The 19,122-nt window shown below is 61.5% G+C and carries 18 protein-coding genes; 9 read left to right on the top strand and 9 right to left on the bottom strand.

What is annotated here, in order from left to right; genetic code table 11:
• Window position 1 precedes the first annotated feature (1 nt).
• The gene (locus NJC40_RS19420; protein ID WP_253140906.1) at window positions 2-964 is read right to left on the bottom strand and encodes a FecR domain-containing protein; all 963 of its coding nucleotides are present in this window, start codon (window positions 962-964) and stop codon (window positions 2-4) included.
• Window positions 961-1,476 (bottom strand): sigma-70 family RNA polymerase sigma factor, encoded by a 516-nt coding sequence (locus tag NJC40_RS19415; RefSeq protein WP_045490873.1) that lies wholly within the window; start codon window positions 1,474-1,476, stop codon window positions 961-963. Before NJC40_RS19415 ends, NJC40_RS19420 begins: the two co-directional genes overlap by 4 nt.
• Window positions 1,477-1,683: 207 nt before the next feature.
• Here NJC40_RS19415 and NJC40_RS19410 point away from each other — a divergent pair, with 207 nt between their 5' ends.
• The 3 genes from NJC40_RS19410 to NJC40_RS19400 all read left to right on the top strand — a co-directional run bounded on the left by NJC40_RS19410 (window position 1,684) and on the right by NJC40_RS19400 (window position 4,166).
• Window positions 1,684-2,028: a nuclear transport factor 2 family protein gene (locus NJC40_RS19410; protein WP_253140907.1), complete on the top strand. Its 345-nt coding sequence runs from the start codon at window positions 1,684-1,686 to the stop codon at window positions 2,026-2,028.
• A gap of 81 nt (window positions 2,029-2,109) precedes the next feature.
• Window positions 2,110-3,330, top strand: coding sequence for a putative DNA modification/repair radical SAM protein (locus NJC40_RS19405; protein ID WP_045490870.1), 1,221 nt, complete (start codon window positions 2,110-2,112; stop codon window positions 3,328-3,330).
• Entirely contained in the window at window positions 3,327-4,166 is an 840-nt protein-coding gene (locus NJC40_RS19400; protein ID WP_253140908.1) for a TIGR03915 family putative DNA repair protein, read from the top strand. The genes NJC40_RS19405 and NJC40_RS19400 overlap by 4 nt, the downstream gene beginning before the upstream one ends.
• On the opposite strand, the gene NJC40_RS19395 is transcribed toward NJC40_RS19400, so the two are convergent.
• Entirely contained in the window at window positions 4,163-5,005 is an 843-nt protein-coding gene (locus tag NJC40_RS19395; RefSeq protein WP_253140909.1) for a PhzF family phenazine biosynthesis protein, read from the bottom strand. The two genes, NJC40_RS19400 and NJC40_RS19395, sit on opposite strands and share 4 nt — an antisense overlap.
• A 108-nt stretch (window positions 5,006-5,113) precedes the next feature.
• Here NJC40_RS19395 and NJC40_RS19390 point away from each other — a divergent pair, with 108 nt between their 5' ends.
• Window positions 5,114-5,965, top strand: coding sequence for an NAD-dependent protein deacetylase (locus tag NJC40_RS19390; RefSeq protein WP_253140910.1), 852 nt, complete (start codon window positions 5,114-5,116; stop codon window positions 5,963-5,965).
• A 199-nt stretch (window positions 5,966-6,164) separates the two neighbouring features.
• Here the strand turns inward: NJC40_RS19390 and NJC40_RS19385 are convergent, their stop codons facing one another.
• Entirely contained in the window at window positions 6,165-8,525 is a 2,361-nt protein-coding gene (locus NJC40_RS19385; protein WP_253140911.1) for a DNA polymerase II, read from the bottom strand.
• A 112-nt stretch (window positions 8,526-8,637) separates the two neighbouring features.
• Here NJC40_RS19385 and NJC40_RS19380 point away from each other — a divergent pair, with 112 nt between their 5' ends.
• Together NJC40_RS19380 and NJC40_RS19375 are read left to right on the top strand one after the other, a co-directional pair.
• On the top strand, window positions 8,638-11,220 hold the full coding sequence (locus NJC40_RS19380; protein ID WP_253140912.1) for a bifunctional diguanylate cyclase/phosphodiesterase: 2,583 nt from the start codon (window positions 8,638-8,640) through the stop codon (window positions 11,218-11,220).
• A 116-nt stretch (window positions 11,221-11,336) separates the two neighbouring features.
• On the top strand, window positions 11,337-11,777 hold the full coding sequence (locus NJC40_RS19375) for a CBS domain-containing protein (RefSeq protein WP_045490858.1): 441 nt from the start codon (window positions 11,337-11,339) through the stop codon (window positions 11,775-11,777).
• An 81-nt stretch (window positions 11,778-11,858) separates the two neighbouring features.
• Here NJC40_RS19375 and NJC40_RS19370 read toward each other — a convergent pair whose 3' ends face one another.
• The gene (locus tag NJC40_RS19370; protein WP_045490856.1) at window positions 11,859-12,386 is read right to left on the bottom strand and encodes a DUF4174 domain-containing protein; all 528 of its coding nucleotides are present in this window, start codon (window positions 12,384-12,386) and stop codon (window positions 11,859-11,861) included.
• 122 nt (window positions 12,387-12,508) lie between these two features.
• Window positions 12,509-13,678: an aspartate aminotransferase family protein gene (locus tag NJC40_RS19365; RefSeq protein ID WP_253140913.1), complete on the bottom strand. Its 1,170-nt coding sequence runs from the start codon at window positions 13,676-13,678 to the stop codon at window positions 12,509-12,511.
• A 103-nt stretch (window positions 13,679-13,781) separates the two neighbouring features.
• Between NJC40_RS19365 and NJC40_RS19360 the strand changes: the two genes are divergently transcribed.
• Complete coding sequence (locus tag NJC40_RS19360) at window positions 13,782-14,696, top strand: LysR family transcriptional regulator (RefSeq protein WP_253140914.1); 915 nt, start codon at window positions 13,782-13,784, stop codon at window positions 14,694-14,696.
• Here NJC40_RS19360 and cysC read toward each other — a convergent pair.
• Complete coding sequence (gene cysC, locus NJC40_RS19355) at window positions 14,693-15,256, bottom strand: adenylyl-sulfate kinase (protein WP_253140915.1); 564 nt, start codon at window positions 15,254-15,256, stop codon at window positions 14,693-14,695. The two genes, NJC40_RS19360 and cysC, sit on opposite strands and share 4 nt — an antisense overlap.
• Window positions 15,257-15,389: 133 nt before the next feature.
• Between cysC and NJC40_RS19350 the strand changes: the two genes are divergently transcribed.
• On the top strand, window positions 15,390-15,968 hold the full coding sequence (locus NJC40_RS19350) for a GNAT family N-acetyltransferase (RefSeq protein WP_253140916.1): 579 nt from the start codon (window positions 15,390-15,392) through the stop codon (window positions 15,966-15,968).
• Window positions 15,969-16,125: 157 nt separating this feature from the next.
• On the opposite strand, the gene NJC40_RS19345 is transcribed toward NJC40_RS19350, so the two are convergent.
• Both NJC40_RS19345 and NJC40_RS19340 read right to left on the bottom strand, forming a co-directional pair.
• A complete protein-coding gene (locus tag NJC40_RS19345; RefSeq protein WP_045490846.1) occupies window positions 16,126-16,398 on the bottom strand; it encodes a hypothetical protein in 273 nt (90 codons plus the stop codon).
• A gap of 171 nt (window positions 16,399-16,569) precedes the next feature.
• A complete protein-coding gene (locus tag NJC40_RS19340; RefSeq protein ID WP_045490844.1) occupies window positions 16,570-18,138 on the bottom strand; it encodes a TerC family protein in 1,569 nt (522 codons plus the stop codon).
• Window positions 18,139-18,765: 627 nt separating this feature from the next.
• Here NJC40_RS19340 and NJC40_RS19335 point away from each other — a divergent pair.
• Window positions 18,766-19,050, top strand: coding sequence for a hypothetical protein (locus NJC40_RS19335; protein ID WP_045490842.1), 285 nt, complete (start codon window positions 18,766-18,768; stop codon window positions 19,048-19,050).
• The last annotated feature ends 72 nt before the right edge of the window (window positions 19,051-19,122 follow it).

The raw sequence follows: 19,122 nt of genomic DNA, 5'->3' as shown, positions 1-19,122 counted from the left end.
CTCAGACGACTTTCGGGCGCGCGACCAGGGTGACCCAGTAGCGCGTCCGGCGCTGTACCTGAAGCGGCAGGCTGGCGGCCAGCAGGTCGAGGATCTGTTCGGTGTCGTCCAACCGGAAGGAGCCAGTCACGGCCAACTGCTCCAGGCCAGGCTCCCAACGCAAGATGCCCGGCCGGTAACGGCCAAGCTCGGTCAGGAAGCTGCCCAACGGGCGATTTTCGACACTCAGCACGCCCATGCGCCAATCCGGCTGACGGGCGTCGAAGCGTTCTATCGGCGTGATGCCGTCGATATTCAACGAAGCGCGCTGCCCGGCCTGCAGGCGCTCGATAGCACCGCTGGCCAAGCGCAACTCGACACTGCCGCGGCTGACCGACACCCGGCAGCGCCGGGCATCCTGACGAACACACAGCTCGGCGGCACTGGCACTGATCTGCCCAAGACGGGTTTGAATGCTCACCTGCTGCGCATCAGCGGCCATGTTCAGTGCCAGTTCACCGTCGATCAGTCGCAACTGGTGCTGGCCGGCCTGCCATTCCAGATCCACCGCTGTGGCGGTGTTGAGCTGCAATTGACTGCCATCGGGCAAGCTGACCATACGCCGCTCACCGGTGGCGGTCCGCAAGTCGGCACTCCAGTTGGCCAGCGGCAGTTGCCGGCTCAGCAGCCAGCCCGTCGGCAACAATGCCGCCATCACCAGCGCCCGCTTGAGCACGGCGCGTCGTTGCAGGTCAGGGCCGGGCCGGTCGAGGCTGGCCAGCGCAAGCTGGGCAGGCACCTCGGCAAAGCGCTGGCGCAGCCCCTGGGCCTTCTGCCACATCTGCTCATGGTGATGCGACTGTTCGCGCCAGTGACGCAAGCGTGCGTGATCCTCGGCGCTGGCGCTGCCCGATTCGATCAACGCCAGCCAATAGGCTGCTGCATGCGCCAGCTGGCGCGCCTGATCCTGACTGTCGCCGCTCACAGATCAGCCACCAGGCAGTGCTCATAGGCTTGCGCCATATAGCGTTTGACGGTGCGCTGCGAGACCTGCAGCCGCTCGGCAATCTGCGCGTAGCTCAACCCCTCAAGCTGCGCCCAAAGGAACGCCCGGCGCACCGCCGGTGCCAGCCCATCGAGCAGATCATCCAGCGCTTGCAGGGTTTGCAGGACGATCCAGCGCTGCTCTGCCGACGGCGTCACGGCTTCAGGCAACTGGCTCAGTGCGTCAAGATAGGCTTGCTCCAGTTGCCGGCGCCGCTGATGGTTGAGCAGCAGGCGCTTGCCGACTGTCACCAGGTACGCACGCGGCTCGCGCAAGGCCGCCAACGGTTCGCCGCCAGGGCTGGCCAACACCCGCAGAAAGGTCTCCTGGCTCAGGTCGGCGGCATCCCAGCCATTGCCCAGCCGCCGACGCAGCCAGGACTCCAGCCAACTGCTGTGTTCGCGATAAAAACTGTCCAGGCCAGCCTGCATGGGTTGAGCGGCATCGGTCATGCGCGGAGCACTCTTTGGGTTCGACTCAAGAAATGAGAATAATTCTATTTAACTCGAACCCTTCCGCCAATCGGAATTTTTCCCGATTGGGGCCATTTGTCGCACAACCCTGTCAATCGAGACAGGCCGACTAAGCTTGGCTGGTCGCGTGCGACATCAATTTCTTACCCATTTCAGCAATGCTCTGCACCTTAAAGGACTAAAAACATGATGACTCCGCCAGAAGACGATTACATCGAACAGGCCGTCGGTAACTATGTTGCAGGCATGGTCTTCGCCGATGAGGCGCTGTTGCGCCGCGCCATGCACCCGGACAGCCGGATCATGAGCTACAGCAATGGCCAGCCGCAGTGGTTCACCCTCGATGAGTTCATCGAGACCATCAAGACCGAAGGCAGCGCCGAGAGCGACTTCAGCCCGTTCTGGGAAGGACAGACAGAAGAATCCGCGTCGTCGGCCAGTTCCGGCAATGAATACCGTAAATCGCTCAAGGTCTATGCCGATTGCGTGAGCATCAACCGGCGTTACGCGACGGCCTACCAGCAGCACTGATCCTGCACCGGTCTTACCAGCGGCACTTGAGCCTCAGGGCGAAGCCCGATACTGTATGTAAAAACAGTATCGGGTTTTTTCATGCAGTTGATTGAAAAGCTGAGCATTCTGGCCGACGCCGCCAAATACGATGCCTCCTGCGCCAGCAGCGGCGCGCCCAAACGCAGTTCGGCCGGCAAGGCCGGACTGGGTTCGACCAATGGCATGGGCATCTGCCACAGCTATACCCCCGACGGCCGCTGCGTTTCGCTGCTCAAGGTATTGCTCACCAACTTCTGCCTGTACGACTGCCAGTATTGCGTCAATCGCCGCTCCAGCGATGTACCGCGCGCGCGCTTCAGCCCCGAAGAAGTGGTGCGCCTGACTCTGGACTTCTACCGGCGTAATTGTGTCAGCGGGCTGTTTCTCAGCTCAGGGATCATCCGCTCTTCGGATTACACCATGGAGCAACTGGTAGAGGTCGCCCGTCTGCTGCGCGAGAAACACGAGTTCCGCGGCTACATTCACCTCAAGACCATCCCGGACGCCGACCCGGCATTGATTGCGCTGGCCGGTCAATATGCCGATCGCCTCAGCGTCAATATCGAGCTGCCGACCGACAGCAGCCTGCAAATCCTCGCCCCGGAGAAAAACGTCAGCTCGATTCGCCGGGCCATGCACACCATCCACAGCGCCGAGCAGAACGTTCAGGGCGAGCCACGGGCGCCTCGCTTCGCCCCTGCCGGGCAAAGCACTCAGATGATCGTCGGCGCCGACAGCACCGACGACAGCACCATCCTGCGCAGCGCCCAGTCCATGTACAGCCATTACAAACTGCGGCGGGTTTACTACTCGGCGTTCAGCCCGATTCCCAACAGCCCGAGCAGCGTACCGTTGGCCGCCCCGCCTCTGCTGCGTGAACATCGGCTGTATCAGGCCGACTTTCTGTTGCGCGGTTATGGCTTCAAGGCCAATGAGCTGCTCAACGGGCCGGGGGATCTGGCGCTGGACATCGACCCCAAGCTGGCCTGGGCCTTGAATAACCGGGAGGTGTTTCCACTGGACCTGAACCGCGCCGAGCCCAGCCTGATCGCGCGCATCCCGGGCATTGGCCTGCGCACCGCTCAGCGGCTGGTCGAACTGCGCCGGTTGCGCCGTATCCGCTATGAAGACCTGGCGCGGATGCGCTGTGTGCTGGCCAAGGCCCGGCCGTTCATCATCACCAGCGATTACCGGCCGTCCCAGGCCGAAACGCCCAGCGAGCGCCTGCACCAGCAGTTGCGTGACCGTCCGCAACCGCAACAGTTGGGGCTCTGGGCGTGATTTGCCTGGAGTGCGACGACCTGTTCGAGGTCTGGCGGCAACAGGCCCGCTGGCTGCTCAGCCACGGCATTGATCCGAGCCGGGTCAGTTGGCAAGGCGAGCGAGAAGCGGACCTGTTCGGCAGCGACGAAGCGTTGCCAGATGGCCTTGGCCCGTTCCAGGCACGGGTGCCGCTGGCGCTGCTGGAGCAACTGCGCGCCGCCTCGCAATATTGCGGCGAGCAGCGCTGGAGCCTGTTGTATGAAGTGTTATGGCGGGTCAGCCATGGCGATCGCAGCGCCATGCTGGCCGGCGATCAACTGGGCAGCGAACTGCAGCGCCGGCTCAAGCAGGTCAGTCGCGAAGCCCATCACCTGCATGCCTTCCTGCGGTTCGTCGCCGTGCCGTCAGGCACCTCATGGCCAGACGACAACGTGCCGGACTACATCGCCTGGCATGAGCCGGCCCACGATATCCTGGCCAGTGCCAGCACGCATTTTATCGGCCGCATGGGCCGCCACCGCTGGCTGATTGCAACGCCCAAGGATGCGGTGTTCTACGACGCCAGTCGCCTGATCCACCATCGTCAGTGCCCGGATGCCTGGCGAGCGCTGGCACGCCAGCCGCAAGACCCTGAAGGTGCGCTGTGGCTGACCTATTACCAGAACATCTTCAACCCGGCGCGGCTCAACCCCAAGGTCATGCAGGGCCATCTGCCCGCGCGGTTCTGGAAGAACCTGCCCGAAGGCCCGCTGATTCCGGAGCTGATTAGCCAGGCCCGCACCGGCAAGCAACGCGACGGCCAGGCCAGCAGCGTTGCCGCCCTGCCCGGCAAAAGAATCCGGCCGGCAAATTAAAGGCTGATCTGGCCCTCGATACAGGTCACACAGGCACCGCCGACCCAGATATCTTCACCGATACGTTGCACATGCACCCGGCCATTGCGACCCAGGGCTGTGCCCTGGCTGACCAGGTAACGATCAGGTGCCAGCCCTTCCTCCAGCAACCAGCGGGCAATGCCTGCATTCAGGCTGCCGGTGACCGGATCTTCCGGCATGCCGTCGCCGCCGACAAAGGCGCGGACTTCAAAGCTGGCCGGGCCTTCAGCGCTTTCGGCCTGCCATGCGGCAAAAACACCCACGGCCATGCCGAGGATCCGGGAAAAGTCCGGAGTAACCGCCAGCACCTGCTCGCGGCTGGCCAGTCGCAGTGCAACCCAGCCCGCGCCGTTGTCGACCCAGCGAGCATCCAGCACTTGATCATCCGTAAGCCCCAGCGCGGCAATCAGGTGCTCCAGCAGTGCCGGCTCCAGCGGCCCGGCGCGCAACAGTGGCGGCGCCGTAAAGGCCAGAAGCTCGCCGTCACGGCGAATGCGCACCAGGCCGATACCGCACTGTTGAATGATTTCCTTGCCTTTGGCCACCCCGCCGCTCTGCAGCCAGGCATGGCAGGCGCCCAGCGTCGGGTGCCCGGCAAACGGCAATTCCTTGAGGGTGGTGAAGATCCGCACCCGATAGTCCGCCCGCGGATCAGTGGGTTGCATCAGGAATGCGGTTTCGCTGAGGTTGGTCCAGTTGGCCAGCGCGGCCATGCGCTGCTCATCCAAATCATCGGCCTCCAGCACTACCGCCAGCGGGTTGCCTTGCAGGGGTTGGTCAGTGAATACGTCGAGTTGCTGAAATGGGTGGCGGCGCACGCTGGGCATCCTTTCCAAACTAAAGCTGGCGAGGGTGGCATAGCGATTGAACCGAGGTAAAGCACAATAATCATTAGACTGGGTAGATGACGTTGTCTGGAGTTCGGTATGTCCCTCGATAGGCTTTATGAGTATCTGCAACGCCCGCTGCTGGTGATTACCGGCGCCGGCATCAGCACCGCTTCCGGTATTCCGGATTATCGGGACCGCCAAGGTGTGCGCCGTGGCAGCCAGCCGATGATGTATCAGACGTTCATTGTCGACCCGGCGGCGCGTCAGCGTTACTGGGCCAGGGCCATGCTCGGTTGGCCGAGAATCCTCCAGGCACAACCCAACGCCGCGCACCTGGCCTTGGCCGAGCTGCAAAGCGCAGGACGAATCAGCGGCCTGATTACCCAGAACGTCGATGGCCTGCACCAGCGCGCTGGCAGTGCAGCCATTGAATTGCACGGCAGCCTGCACCGGGTACGCTGCCTTGATTGCCAGGCGCAGTACGATCGGGCGGTTATCCAGACGCAGATGCAAGCCGATAACCCGCACATGCAGCAGGTCGAGGCCATGCAGGCACCGGACGGCGACACGCTGCTTGATGACGCCCGCATCGGCGGTTTTCAGGTCCCCTCCTGCGCGCATTGTGAAGGCGTGCGGCTGAAGCCGGATGTGGTGTTCTTTGGCGAGAATGTCGCCCGCCAGACCGCCGCAGACGCCACGGCGCTGGCCACTGAAGCGGCAGGCGTGCTGGTGGTGGGCTCCTCGCTGATGGCCTGGTCGGCCTTTCGGCTGTGCAAGGCCATGGCTGAGCAAGGCAAGCCGATCCTGGCCATCAATCAAGGCATTACCCGCGCCGATGAGCTGTTGACGGCGAAATTCGATGATCCTTGTGAAGAGCTATTGCCGCAGTTGGTTATGCGCCTGGCAGAGCCTCCTGGCTTGCGCGACTTTCGCGATTTTCGCGACTAAAGTCGCTCCTACAGGGTTGTCGCCAGAACCAATACTGTTCAGTTAAGTGCTTTATGTCCCCGGTGAGCGAGCTTGCTCGCGAAGACGGCGACAAACTCGCAGCAGATGCTGTGACTTCACCGACCTCTTCACGAGCAACCAGAGCGCCGGCCGGCTGCTCCCGCAGAGACTTTTAGCACCTAATTGAACAGTTTTGCCGCTAGAACAGGTCCAGTTGCCCGCCAATCAGCGTGGCGAACTCATCATTCACGAACGGCAGGATCGCGTCGGCAATCGGTTGTAGCTGGCGGGTGACGTAGTGATCGTAATCGATGGGCGCCTGGCGGGCTTCAAGGGGTTCAGGGCCGTTGGTGGAGATCACGTAACTGATCCAGCCGCCACGCTGGTATTGCAACGGTCGCCCCAGACGCTGGTTGCAGTTGTCGGCCAGACGCGCAGCACGCACATGCGGCGGGACATTGCGCTCGTAGTCGTCGAGTCGGCGGCGCAGACGCTTGCGATATACCAGCAACTCATCCTGTTCACCGGCCAGGGTCCGGCGCACATATTCACGGACAAACGCCTGATAAGGCTGGCGCTGGAAAATCAGCAGATACAGTTGCTGCTGAAATTCCCGGGCCAGCGGCGACCAGTCGGTGCGTACCGACTCCAGCCCCTTGTAGACCATTTCTTCGCGGCCATCGCTGCGCGTGACCAACCCGGCGTAGCGCTTCTTGCTCCCCTCTTGCGCACCGCGAATGGTCGGCATCAGAAAGCGCGAATAGTGGATCTCGTATTGCAACTCCAGAGCACTGGACAGCCCGTACTGCGCTTGCAAATGACTCTGCCACCATTGGTTGACCTCCTCGACCAGGCCCCGCCCGATGGCTGCAGCGTCAGGTTCAGCGTGCGGTTTGCCAAGCCAGACAAAGGTTGAATCGGTATCGCCGTAGATCACCTGATAGCCACGCGCCTCGATCAACTCACGGGTCTTCTGCATGATTTCATGGCCGCGCAGGGTGATTGATGAAGCCAGGCGGGTGTCGAAGAACCGGCAGCCACTGGAGCCCAGCACACCGTAAAACGCGTTCATGATGATTTTCAGGGCCTGGGACAACGGCGCGTTGCCGTCACGCTTGGCCTGTTCGCGGCCTTGCCAGACCCTCTCGACAATACTCGGCAGGCTGTGCCGGGTGCGGGAAAAGCGCGCGCCACGAAAGCCTGCGACCGAGTGTTCATCGCCCGGCTCACGCAGCCCTTCGATCAGCCCGACCGGGTCGATCAGAAAGGTCCGGATGATCGAGGGGTACAGGCTCTTGTAATCGAGCACCAGCACCGACTCATACAGGCCCGGCTGCGAGTCCATCACAAAACCGCCGGGGCTGGCCTCGGGCATGCGCTCGCCCAGATTCGGCGCGACAAAGCCGGTGCGGTGCATCAGCGGGATGTACAGGTGATAGAACGCTGCGACCGAACCGCCGCTGCGATCGGCCGACAGGCCCGTTACCGTGGCGCGCTCCAGCAGGAAGGTGAGCAATTGGGTCTTGGCGAAGATCCGCGTGACCAGTTCACAGTCCTTGAGGTTATAGCGCGCCAGCGCCGGCTTGTCCTCGGCAAACAGGCGGTTGATCTCGTCCATGCGCTGGTACGGCGTGTCGATGGCCTTGCCCTCACCGAGCAAGGTCTGGGCGACGGATTCCAGGCTGAACGACGGAAAACTCCAGGTCGCCGAGCGCAGCGCTTCGATGCCATCGATGATCAGCCGGCCGGCGGCTTCAGCAAAAAAGTGCTGACGGCTGCCGTGCTCACGCCAGCCCAGCGCCTGACCGCCACGGCCCAACAACAGCGGGATGCCCAGGCGTTTGGAGTGCTCTTGCAGCACCCGCAGGTCAAACTGCACCAGATTCCAGCCGATGATCGCGTCCGGGTCGTGCTTCGCCATCCAGTGGTTCAGGGCCTGCAGCAGCTCGGCGCGGCTGGCGCAGTACTGCAAGTTGAAATCCACGCCGCTGGCATCGCCATTGGCCGGCCCGAGCATGTACACCTGACGCTGGCCGCAGCCTTCCAGGCCGATGCAGTAAAGCTCGCCGTGCTCGGTGGTTTCGATGTCCAGCGAGGCCAGCCTTAGTGCTGGCCGGTAGTCCGGGTCCGGGCGGATATGCGCCTCAATCAGCGTTGCGTCGGCCTGCGGTGTGCCGCCGAACAGCACTGGCGCGGTGATGAAACGCTCCATCAGGTACCGGTCCGGCGGCCGGATGTCAGCTTCATAGACGTCCAGGTTACCCTTGCGCAGGGTCCTTTCGATGTTCAGCAACTGCCAATACTGATTGCAGTAAATACCCAACACCGGCCGATGACGAAAGTCGCGCAGCTCCAGCTCGCGCAGTTGCACACCCTGCTCGCCGCGCAGCAAGGCCTCTGCGCGTTCACGCTGGACAGCCGGCATGAAGGCCACTGCCGGCAGGGCAGGCAGGCGAATGTGCTGCGGCCCGTGCTCGGTCGCCAGCCACAACTCGACTTCAACGCCCGCCGACGTGTCGCGCCAGTGCCGACTGAGTATGAAACCCCGCTGTAAATCCAACGCTCTCGCCTCACCCATCTGCAAACCGCAGGCATTCTACGCGGTCCACGCGCGCAGGGTCGCGTTGCCGGGTCTATAAATGATCAGTAGTCGTGTGATGGAGCCAGCCCCGATGCCCCCAGCACCCAGGACACCTGAGTCCGACCCACGCAATGTCTGGTTTGCCAGGCGCACCCTGTCTGCCTTGCTAGGGCTGCTGGCGGCGATTTCACTGGTAATGGTCGCCGCCCTGCTGCTGATTGCCCTGCAATTGAATCGCGATGCCAGCAACCACAGCCAACGGCTGGTGGACAAACTCTGGCGAGCAACCCACCAGCAACTGATCACCACCACACGCGACTACGCCTTTTGGGGTGAGGCCTATCGCGCCCTGCACCTGCAACACGACACAGAGTGGGCCTATGACCGGGATAATCTGGGGGCTTCACTGTTCAAGACCTTTCACTTCGAAGGGGTTTTCGTGATCAATGGGCAAAACCAGACAACCTACGCCCTGGACCAGGGTAACCTGAGCGACACCACGCTGCAGAGCTGGCTCGGCAGCTTTCCGGCCAGCCTGATAGAAGATGCGCGCAACAGCGAGGACGAGGAACACGTCGCCACCCGGATCCTCAATGTGCAGGGTCAACCGGTGTTTGTCAGCGCCGCCCGCCTGACCCCTGGCACCGACCCGGCGGTACAACGCCTGGCCGGTGTGCAGTCGGTACTGGTGCTGGCGTACCGTTTGAGTCCGCCAAAGCTCAAGCATCTGGGCAACAGCTACGAAATCGCCCATTTACGCATCCCGCTCGACCAGCAAGATGCAACCCGCCAGCCGCAATTGCAGATCGACCCGCAGTTGCTGTTGCGCTGGGATCCAGAGCGGCCCGGTCATCGCTTGCTGCGGGTGCTGTTGCCGATCCTGCTGCTGTTGCTTGGCGCGCTGCTGCTGGTGAGTCGCGGCATCCGTCGGCGAGCGCTGAACAACGCGCAACTGATGGACCAGCAGTACGCCATGATCAGCGCCAGCCGCAGCGCCCTGGCCAGCAGCGAAGCGCGCTTTCGCAATGTCGCCGAGGCCGCATCGGACTGGTTCTGGGAAACCGCTTCGGACCTGCGCATCACTTACCTGTCCGAACGCTTCACCGCCGTCACCGGACAGGCAGCGCAAGACTGGCTGGGCCGCCGTCTGGATGAAATGCTCGATTGCCCCGAGCAACGGCTCGATCAATGGATCCACGCTCAGCACGCCAGCGCGACCCGCTCGGTGATCCGTTGTACCCATCAAGCGCCCGACGGGCAGACCCTGACCAGCCTGATTGCAGTCAAGCCGATCCTGCACGACGGGCAGATCGTCGGTTATCAGGGCAGCGCCTCGGACATCACCCGGGAAGTGGCGGTTGAACAACGGCTGCGCCAACTGTCATGGCACGACGCCCTGACCGGACTGGCCAATCGCAGCCAGTTGCGGGAATTTCTTGAAGCGCAGTTGCAGCAGCAACTGCCTCACCAAGGCATGCCGCTGACCCTGCTCAGCCTCGACCTCGATCACTTCAAGCCGGTCAACGACCTGTACGGCCATAGCGGCGGCGACAGCGTGCTGCGCGAGGTGGCCCGGCGTCTGGCGCGCTGCCTGCCGCAAGGCGCCTTGCTGGCCCGCCAGGGCGGTGACGAATTCATCATGGTTGCCCCGGCACTGGCCAGCCGACACGCGGTGGAACAGCTGTGCCTGACGCTGATCGCCAGCATCTGCCAGCCTTTTATACTCAATGGCCAAGAGATCACGATCGGTTTGAGCATCGGCATCGCCTGTGCCCCCACAGACGGCGTCGAGCCGGATGATCTGCTGCGTTTTTCTGACCTGGCGCTGTATCAGGCCAAGCACAATGGGCGTAACACCTGGCGCTTCTATGAGCCACAGATGACCGAGCGTATGCAGCAGCGCCGTGAACTGGAAAGAGACCTGCATATCGCCCTCAGGCACGGCCAGTTCAGCCTGCGTTACCAACCCCGTCATGCGGTGAGCAGCGGACGGATCTGCGGTGCCGAGGCTCTGATTCGCTGGGAGCATCCGCAGCTTGGGCTGTGCATGCCGGATCAGTTCATCAGCCTGGCCGAAGAGAACGGCCTGATCGTAGCGCTCAGTGACTGGGTGTTGCGCAGGGCCTGTAGCGATGCGATGCAATGGGGTGACGACGTTCTGGTCTCGGTGAATATTTCAGCCATCGAGTTTCGCCTCGGCGGCCTGGTCGAACGCATTCGCTCGGTACTGGCGGCCACCGGGCTGCCACCGCAGCGGCTGGAACTGGAGCTGACCGAGCGGGTGGTGATCGAGGACGCACCCTCCTGCCTGGAATTGATGACGGCCCTCAAGCGCCTGGGGGTCAGGCTGGCGATGGATGACTTTGGCACCGGTTACTCGTCGCTGAGCTACCTCAAGGACCTGCCGTTCGACACCCTGAAGATCGACCGCAGTTTCATCAGCGAAATCGAGCACAGCGCCCAGGGACGTGCCATTGTGCGGGCAATCATTGATCTGGGACGTGCGCTATCCTTGACGATCACCGCCGAAGGCGTGGAAACCGGGCAGCAACTGCAACACTTGCAGGACTTGACCTGTGACGAAGCTCAAGGTTATTTCCTGAACCGGCCGATGCCCTTGGCAGCGCTGCTTCAGGCAATCGAAGGGCAAAATGTGCACGCACTGGATGTTTGACGCTTTCGCACCCTTGCAAGGCGCTTTCAAGCTTGCGGCAGCTCATGGCTTGCCGGATGCTTTAACCACCCCGCAGAAGGGTCCCTGATAACAAGGTCTCGCCACTGGAGAGCGCCATGAAAACCGTAGCTCAATTGCTCAAACTCAAGCCTGAACAACACCGTCAGGTTCACACTATTGCACCCGGCGCGCTGGTGCTGGACGCCTTGAAACTGATGGCCGAGAAGAATATCGGTGCTCTGGCCGTGGTCGAAAACGGCGCGGTCGTCGGCGTGGTCAGCGAACGCGACTATGCCCGCAAGATGGTCCTGCTTGGCCGCTCTTCGGCCGGCACGCCAGTGAGCACGATCATGAGTAGCAAGGTCATCACCGTTGACTCCTCACGCAGCGTCGAAGACTGCATGAACATCATGACCGACGGCCACTTGCGCCACCTGCCGGTGGTCGACAATGGCGAGCTGCTCGGTCTGCTGTCGATCGGTGACCTGGTCAAGGAAGCCATCGCTGAACAGGCGAGCCTGATTCAACAGCTGGAACAGTACATTCGCGGCGAGTGAACCCTGGCGGGTTGGCGCAAAAGCCAAAGCCCGCTGCAGAACACGCTGCAGCGGGCTTTTTATTTGCACGGCTGATGCCCCTCAGTCGTCGAGGGTCGGCGCCCCGCCCTTGCCGGCCTTTGGCGCTTTTTCCGGCGGTGGAGCGGTACTGCTGGCGGGCGCCGCTGCCGGTGCGCTGGCCTCTTTTTCACGCATGGGCATCTGGTCGATGGTGGCGAAGATTTCCTGAACCTGAATGCTCTCGGTTTCGAGCTTCTTCTCGCCATCCTTGCCAATCAGGATGACCCGGGTCTTGCCCCCGGCGCCCAGCTTCAACTCGCGGATCAGCGCCATGCTGGTCTGCGCATCCAGATTTTTGCCGTCACGCTGGCCAAGCGTATTGACCACGGTGTAGAGCACCATGTTGCGCTCGGTAAAGGCCTTGCGGTTGGCGGGTTCTTCAAGCGCTTTTTTCAAGCTGACCAGCGTCTGGTCGCTTTGGCTAGGGGCAATGATGACCAAAGGCCTGGCCTTGCCGCGTTCCTGTGCCAGCGGTGCATCACTGTCGGCGGCAAACACCGGGGCAGCGACGAGCAGCAGAGTAGCAAGGGTCAGTGACCGGATAGGCATGGGGGGCTCCTTGTTAATCGGTGGGTCGGCATATTGCTTTGATTCGCAATTCCCATGTGTGTTTCTACCGTAACTGTATCTTTCCGGTATAGCCCAAAATTTACTCGCCCCCATCAAACCGGTTACTCAAGCAGGCTGTGCAGCGCCTGCACAATGGTATCGGCCTCGTCGTGATTGAGGGTCAATGGCGGCAGCAAGCGGATGGTCCGGCCGCGCGTCACATTGATCAGAACCCCGTAATGCCGGGCGGCCATCAGACTCAGATCGGCAATCGGTTGCTGCAACTCAATGCCGATCATCAGCCCGCGACCGCGAATCGCGACGACCTTGGGGTTGTCGTGCAGCGCCTGACCCAGACGCTCCATCAGATAATCGCCCAGCAGCCGGGCATTATTTACCAATTGTTGCCGCTCGATGATCTCCAGCACCGTGCAGCCGACCCGACAGGCCAACGGGTTGCCGCCAAACGTGCTGCCATGACTGCCAGGAGTGAACAGCCCTGCCGCTTTGCCGCGCGCCAGGCAAGCACCAATCGGGATGCCGTTGCCCAGACCTTTGGCCAGGGTCATGACATCCGGCACGATGCCCTCATGCTGGCAAGCGAACCAGCGCCCGGTACGGCCGATGCCGCTCTGGATTTCATCGAACATCAACAACCAGTCACGCTGCCGGCAACGCTCATGCAATGCCTTCAAATAGCCGGCCGGCGCGACCCGAATCCCGCCCTCGCCCTGCACCGGCTCAAGCAGTACCGCCGCGATCCGCGAGCCATGGCTGGCACAGGCCTGCTCGAAGGCTGCCAGGTCGCCGAACGCGATGCGCAGCACATCACCCGGCAAACCGGCAAACCCAAGCCGCACCGCCGGGCCGTCACTGGCGGCCAGCGTTCCCAGGGTCCGGCCATGAAACGCATTGTCCATGACCACCACCAGCGGCTGCTCAATGCCTTTGTGCCAGCCATGCAAGCGGGCCAGTTTGAGTGCGGTCTCGTTGGCCTCGGCGCCGGAGTTGTTGAAAAACACCCGCTCAAGGCCCGACAGCCCGGTCAGCGCCTGTGCCAGACGTTGCTGCCAGTCAATGTTGTAGAGATTGGAGGTATGTAACAGTAACCCGGCCTGTTCGCTGATGGCCGCCACCAGCGCCGGATGGGCATGGCCGACATTGGTCACTGCCACACCGGCCACTGCATCGAGGTATTCGCGCCCGTCCTGGTCCCATACGCGGGTGTTCAGGCCGCGCACAAAGCTCAAAGGTAACGGCTGGTAGGTGTGCATCAGGCAAGCGCTGGTCATGGTCGGCGGCTCCATAGTGGTCAGGGACGGTTTGCAGTATCGTTAACCCCTTTCGCTGGATAAACCGGCTGTAACTTCAAACATTTTCAAGCATGGATTGATAATGGATCTGTTCCAGGCAATGTCGGTGTTCGTAAAGGTCGTCGAATCCGGCAGCATGACGGCCGCCGCCCGCGAATGCGCAATTTCCACGACCATGGTCGGTAACCATTTGCGTGCACTGGAGCAGCGCCTGGGCGTCAGCCTGCTCAAGCGCACCACTCGCCGCCAGCGCCTGACCGAATTTGGCGAAGCGTACTACCAGCGTTGCGTGGAAGTTCTGGGGCTGGTGGTCGATTCCGAACAGTTGGCTGAACAGGCGCTGGGCGAACCGTTGGGCACCTTGCGCATCACCGCGCCGCTGACCTTCGGCTCGGAGCGTCTGGCCCCGGCCCTGAGCGAGTTTTCCCGGCGCTACCCACAGATTCGCCTGGATGTCGTGCTGACCAACCAGCGCATGGACCTGCTCGACCACGGTTTCGACGTAGGCATCCGCATGGGCGAACTGGCTACCTCGACGCGCCTGATCGCCCGCCCCTTGCAGAACTACACCCTGACCATCTGCGCCGCGCCGCAATACCTGGCGCGGCGCGGCACGCCCCGGCATCCCCAGGACCTGCAACAGCACGACTGCCTTGCATTCGCTTATCTGGCGGGCGACGACTGGAGCTCCACCGAAAAACACTGGCGACTCAACGGACCAGACGGCGAGGTCTCGGTGCCGGTCAACGGACCGTTGATGATCAATTCTTCAGCGGGCCTGTATCAGGCCGCCAAGGCCGGTATGGGCATCGTGATGCTGCCCGACGCGCTGGTCGAACAGGACCTGCAAGAGGGACGGCTGATGGCCTTGCTCCCCGAGTACCGCCTGCCGGGCAGGCCCATGCACCTGATCTACCCGCAAGACCGCTATCGGTTGCCGAAACTGCGCAGTTTTGTCGAATACGCGCTGCAGTTGTGGGGCATGGAGCAGATTTAACCCGACTGCACTGCACGTTCACACAGCGCATCAAGCAAATGTTCAGTGCTCATGGTATGGCTGTCGAAGCTGAATTCGGCCGCCAGGGGCACCTCAAAAGGCGCATCCCAACCGGTCAGATTGTGCAGCTCGCCTCGTTGTGCGCGGGCGTACAGGCCTTTGGGGTCGCGCTGCATGCACACCTGCAGGCTGGTGCTGACATGCACCTCGGTGAACTGCCCGGTGGCGAACAGCTGGCGTACCCGCTGGCGGTCTTCATTGAAGGGCGAGACGAAAGCGCAGATCACATCCAACCCTGAACGCTGCAACAACGCAGCGACCTCACCGGCCCGGCGAATGTTTTCCCGGCGGTCGGCATCGCTCATGCCCAGATCGGCGCACAAGCCGCGGCGCAGCTCGTCACCGTCGAGCACCAGTGCCTGGCGGCCCACAGCCTTCAGGCGCTGTTCAAGCGCTTTGGCCAGGGTGGTCTTGCCGGCAGCAGGCAGGCCGGTGAGCCAGAACACATGGCTCATGGATGACTGGGTAGATTTCAGGTCAGCAAAAATAGGGCTGGGCATGGACTTCCTTGAAATTGGCCAGATACCGGGCTGAGCATATACCGCCATTGGTTGCTGCTCGGCAAGCCAGACTTGCAGATCGTTGGCCTGAACACATAAGGTGCGCCTCACGCCGTACACCGCAAGGACCGACATGATCCAGATCCGCCCCATGACCGCCGCCGACTTCGACGGCTTCTGGCCAACCTTTCAGGCCGTTGTCAGCGCCCGGGAAACCTACGCCTATGACCCGGCCCTGACCTTTGAGCAGGCCCGCGAGCTGTGGCTGAATTATCCGCTGCACACGTTGGTCGCTGAAGAACACGGCGTGCTGCTGGGCAGTTACTACCTCAAGGCCAATGCCGCAGGTCCCGGTGGCCATGTCAGCAACTGCGGCTATATGGTCACCGAGGCTGCGCGTGGCCGTGGCGTGGCCCGGCTGATGTGCGAGCACTCGCAGCAGTTGGCAAGGCAAAGCGGTTTTCTGGCCATGCAGTTCAACTCGGTAGTGGCCAGCAACGAAGTGGCCGTCGCGCTGTGGGGCAAGCTGGGCTTCGACACCGTCGGCCGCCTGCCACGCGCCTACCGTCACGCCCGGCTGGGCCTGGTGGATTGTCTGGTGATGTACAAATGGCTGGGCGAACAACCGGCTGTTACAGCTGAGCCAGAGCGCCCACTGTTGATCGGCCGGAAAAATATCGAGTCGGTGGTATCACGGCCGCGTCGGCGTTGAACCTGATCGTTTAGGCCCTATGTACCTCTGTGGGCGCTACCTTGGTAGCGAAGAGGCCAGCAAAGTCACTGCATTTGCCGTGGTTTTACCGGCCCATTCGTCGCAATGCCGCCCAGACCAAGGTCGCTGCCACAAAGCCATGTACCGTCCGAATCGGTCAATCCTTGACCTGGCTGAGGGCGAAGCGTTGCCCTTTGGTATCGCGAACCTCATTGCCAACGATCCAGGCGATGGTCTGACCATCATGGTCGACCAGCCGCTGGGGCGTTCCCAGACTCAAGAAGCCGATCTCCCCGCTCCAGTCACGGCGCGGGTCATGCTCAAGGTAGGCATATACCTTGCGCTCGCGGATGCGCCAGACCGGATAGGCCTTGCGGGTCGAGATCACGTCATAGGTCAGGTTGGGATTGAACAAAGAAGCAGCAGTCATGGCAGGCTCCGGGAGGTGGAGTGGCTGACTGCAGGTTGAAGCCACGGGAGTGAGGCAGGATAGACCAGCCTTATTCGATCTTGTTGAATCGAGCCGACCAGTTGCATGCCATCGACGCATTTGGCGCGTCGATGGCAGCCTGACGGTCAGCAAACCGCAGCTTGAGGCGGGTTACTTGCCGGTGGCTTGCTGCTGGCGTTGCAGCAACACTTTGGTCACCCGCCGCTCTTCGACACCGGTCACCTTCAACGACCAGCCTTGATGCTCCAGCTGGTCACCGATCACTGGCAGACGATCCAGCAGGCTCATCACCAGGCCGGCCAGCGTCTGGTAGTCCTCGGTGACGCGGGCCTGGAAGCCGGTGCGCTCGCGGATCAGGCTGAGGTTCAGGGCACCGGAAACAACGAAGTCCTCGCCCTGGGTGACGATATCCGGCCCGGCCATTTCACTGGCGTCCGGCAACTGGCCAGCGATCGACTCCAGGATGTCGGTCATGCTGAGGATACCGATGAAGTCGCCGAACTCATTGACCACAAAAGCAATGTGCGTCGACTCTTTACGCATTTGCTCCAGCGCATTGAGGATCGAAAAGTTCTCCAGCAGGTTGATCGCCTTGCGGGCCATCAGCGCCATGTCCGGTTGGTTGCCGGCCAGCAGCTCACGCAGCAGTTCTTTCTTGTGCACATAGCCCAGCGGCTCATCGATCCCGGCCTCGCCCACCAGCGGCAGACGCGACACCGATGAATGCATCAGCTTGAGGCGGATCTTGTCGGCGTCGTCCTTGAGGTCGATGTATTCCACCTCTGCACGTGCCGTCATCACTGTGCGGATCGGCCGTTCGGCCAACTGCAGCACGCCACTGATCATCACCCGCTCACGACGATCGAACACCGCTTCGGTGCCGCCGGCAGAGTCAACCATGTCGCTGATTTCTTCATCGACAGAGCCCTCTTCGAGTTGGCGGCCACCCAGCAGGCGCATCACCGCATGGGCAGCGCGTTCACGACGCGGCAGGCTGCCATGTGCGGACGCCTTGCGCCGCTTGCGGGCAACCTGGTTGAACACCTCGATCAGGATCGAGAAGCCGATCGCCGCGTACAGGTAGCCTTTCGGGATGTGGAAGCCCAGACCTTCGGCGGTCAGGCTGAAACCGATCATCATCAAAAAGCCCAGACACAGCATGATCACGGTCGGGTGCCGGTTGACGAAGGTGGTCAGCGGCTTGCTGGCAACAATCATCACACCGATCGAGATGATGACCGCGATCATCATGACCGACAGGTGCTCAACCATACCGACTGCGGTGATGACCGCATCGAGCGAGAACACCGCATCGAGTACCACAATCTGGGCAACGATCGGCCAGAACAACGCATAGGTGCCGGTGGTGGCGCGCTGGCTGACATGGCCTTCCAGACGTTCGTGCAGTTCCATGGTGGCCTTGAACAACAGGAACACACCGCCGAACAGCATGATCAGGTCACGGCCAGAGAAGCTCTTGCCGAACACCTCGAACAGCGGCGCGGTCAGAGTCACCATCCACGAGATACTCGCCAGCAGGCCCAGACGCATCAGCAGTGCGAGGGTCAGGCCGATGATTCGCGCCTTGTCACGCTGATGTGGCGGCAGCTTGTCGGCCAGAATGGCGATGAACACCAGGTTATCGATACCCAGTACCAGTTCCAGAATGATAAGGGTCAGCAGGCCCAGCCAGGCCGTGGGGTCAGCAATCCATTCCATGAGGTCAGTTCTTTTTCTTGGAAAAATAAAGGGCAAACGTCAGCAAACGGCGTTGGACAGCCGGGCTTTGCTCAAAGGAAGAAGCGCTGACACGGGGAAGGCTTGGCAGGACGCCGGGCCGAAGGAGTTTGCGTTGAGGCGGGTCGCAGAAGGGTGAATGTGCAAAGGCGTGTGCACAGCGACTGGGGGGTTCCTGGAGGGTGTTCATAAAATCCTGAAATTGAATGCGGGACAGAAGCGTACAACAACGAGTCACAATTACCATGCAGAATATTTATTACAAAGCTTGACGGCATTTCGAAATCATCGTGCCTGCAGCCATGCGCTGTGACAATTGACCGCACCCAAGAGAGTGCCAGTTGTCTGACAACAGCAGATTACTACTGGAGTTTCGAGCATTTTTTGTACTAAGATGTTGCAACACAGACAAGCGTAATGTCCAAGCCTCAAGCGGCAGTGCTTCTTGAAGGTCGATTGCGACATCCCCTCGACTTGATCTCCTAATAAAAAGAAAGCCCGTCCTATGACGGGCTTTTTTCGTTTTCAGTATTTGCATTGCCTGATCTGCCGGTGCGCTGCGCAAGCGCTGACCGGCCAACCCATTCGATGAAATTGAGGTTTTTTCCCATGCTGCGGTACGTTGTATCCCACCTGTTCCAATGGCTCAAACGCTTCTCTTCGGAACAGGACCCTCGCCATCATGCTGACCAGCCCTATTCGCGCGATTTCACCCGTGAAACCGAACGCGAACAAAGCTGGAGCCTGAAGTCGATCCTGCTGGTCGTCGCGCTGAGCTGCTATTGCCTGGGCGGCCTGGGTTACTACGCCAAGACCCAGATCTGGGACACCATGACCGACGCACAGAAAGAACAGATGGCCCAGGCCATGATTGCCAGCTCGCAGAACCTCTGAGCCGGCAGGTTGCAGGACCCGACGGGGAAGCCATTGGCTTCCCCGTTTGCATTTAACCGGCCTGATCCGGGG

It is taken from the genome of Pseudomonas sp. 21LCFQ02, assembly GCF_024129895.2.
Classification (GTDB): domain Bacteria; phylum Pseudomonadota; class Gammaproteobacteria; order Pseudomonadales; family Pseudomonadaceae; genus Aquipseudomonas.
Note: the sequence above shows the minus strand (reverse complement) of the source record. Positions and strands in the feature narration are given on the sequence as shown.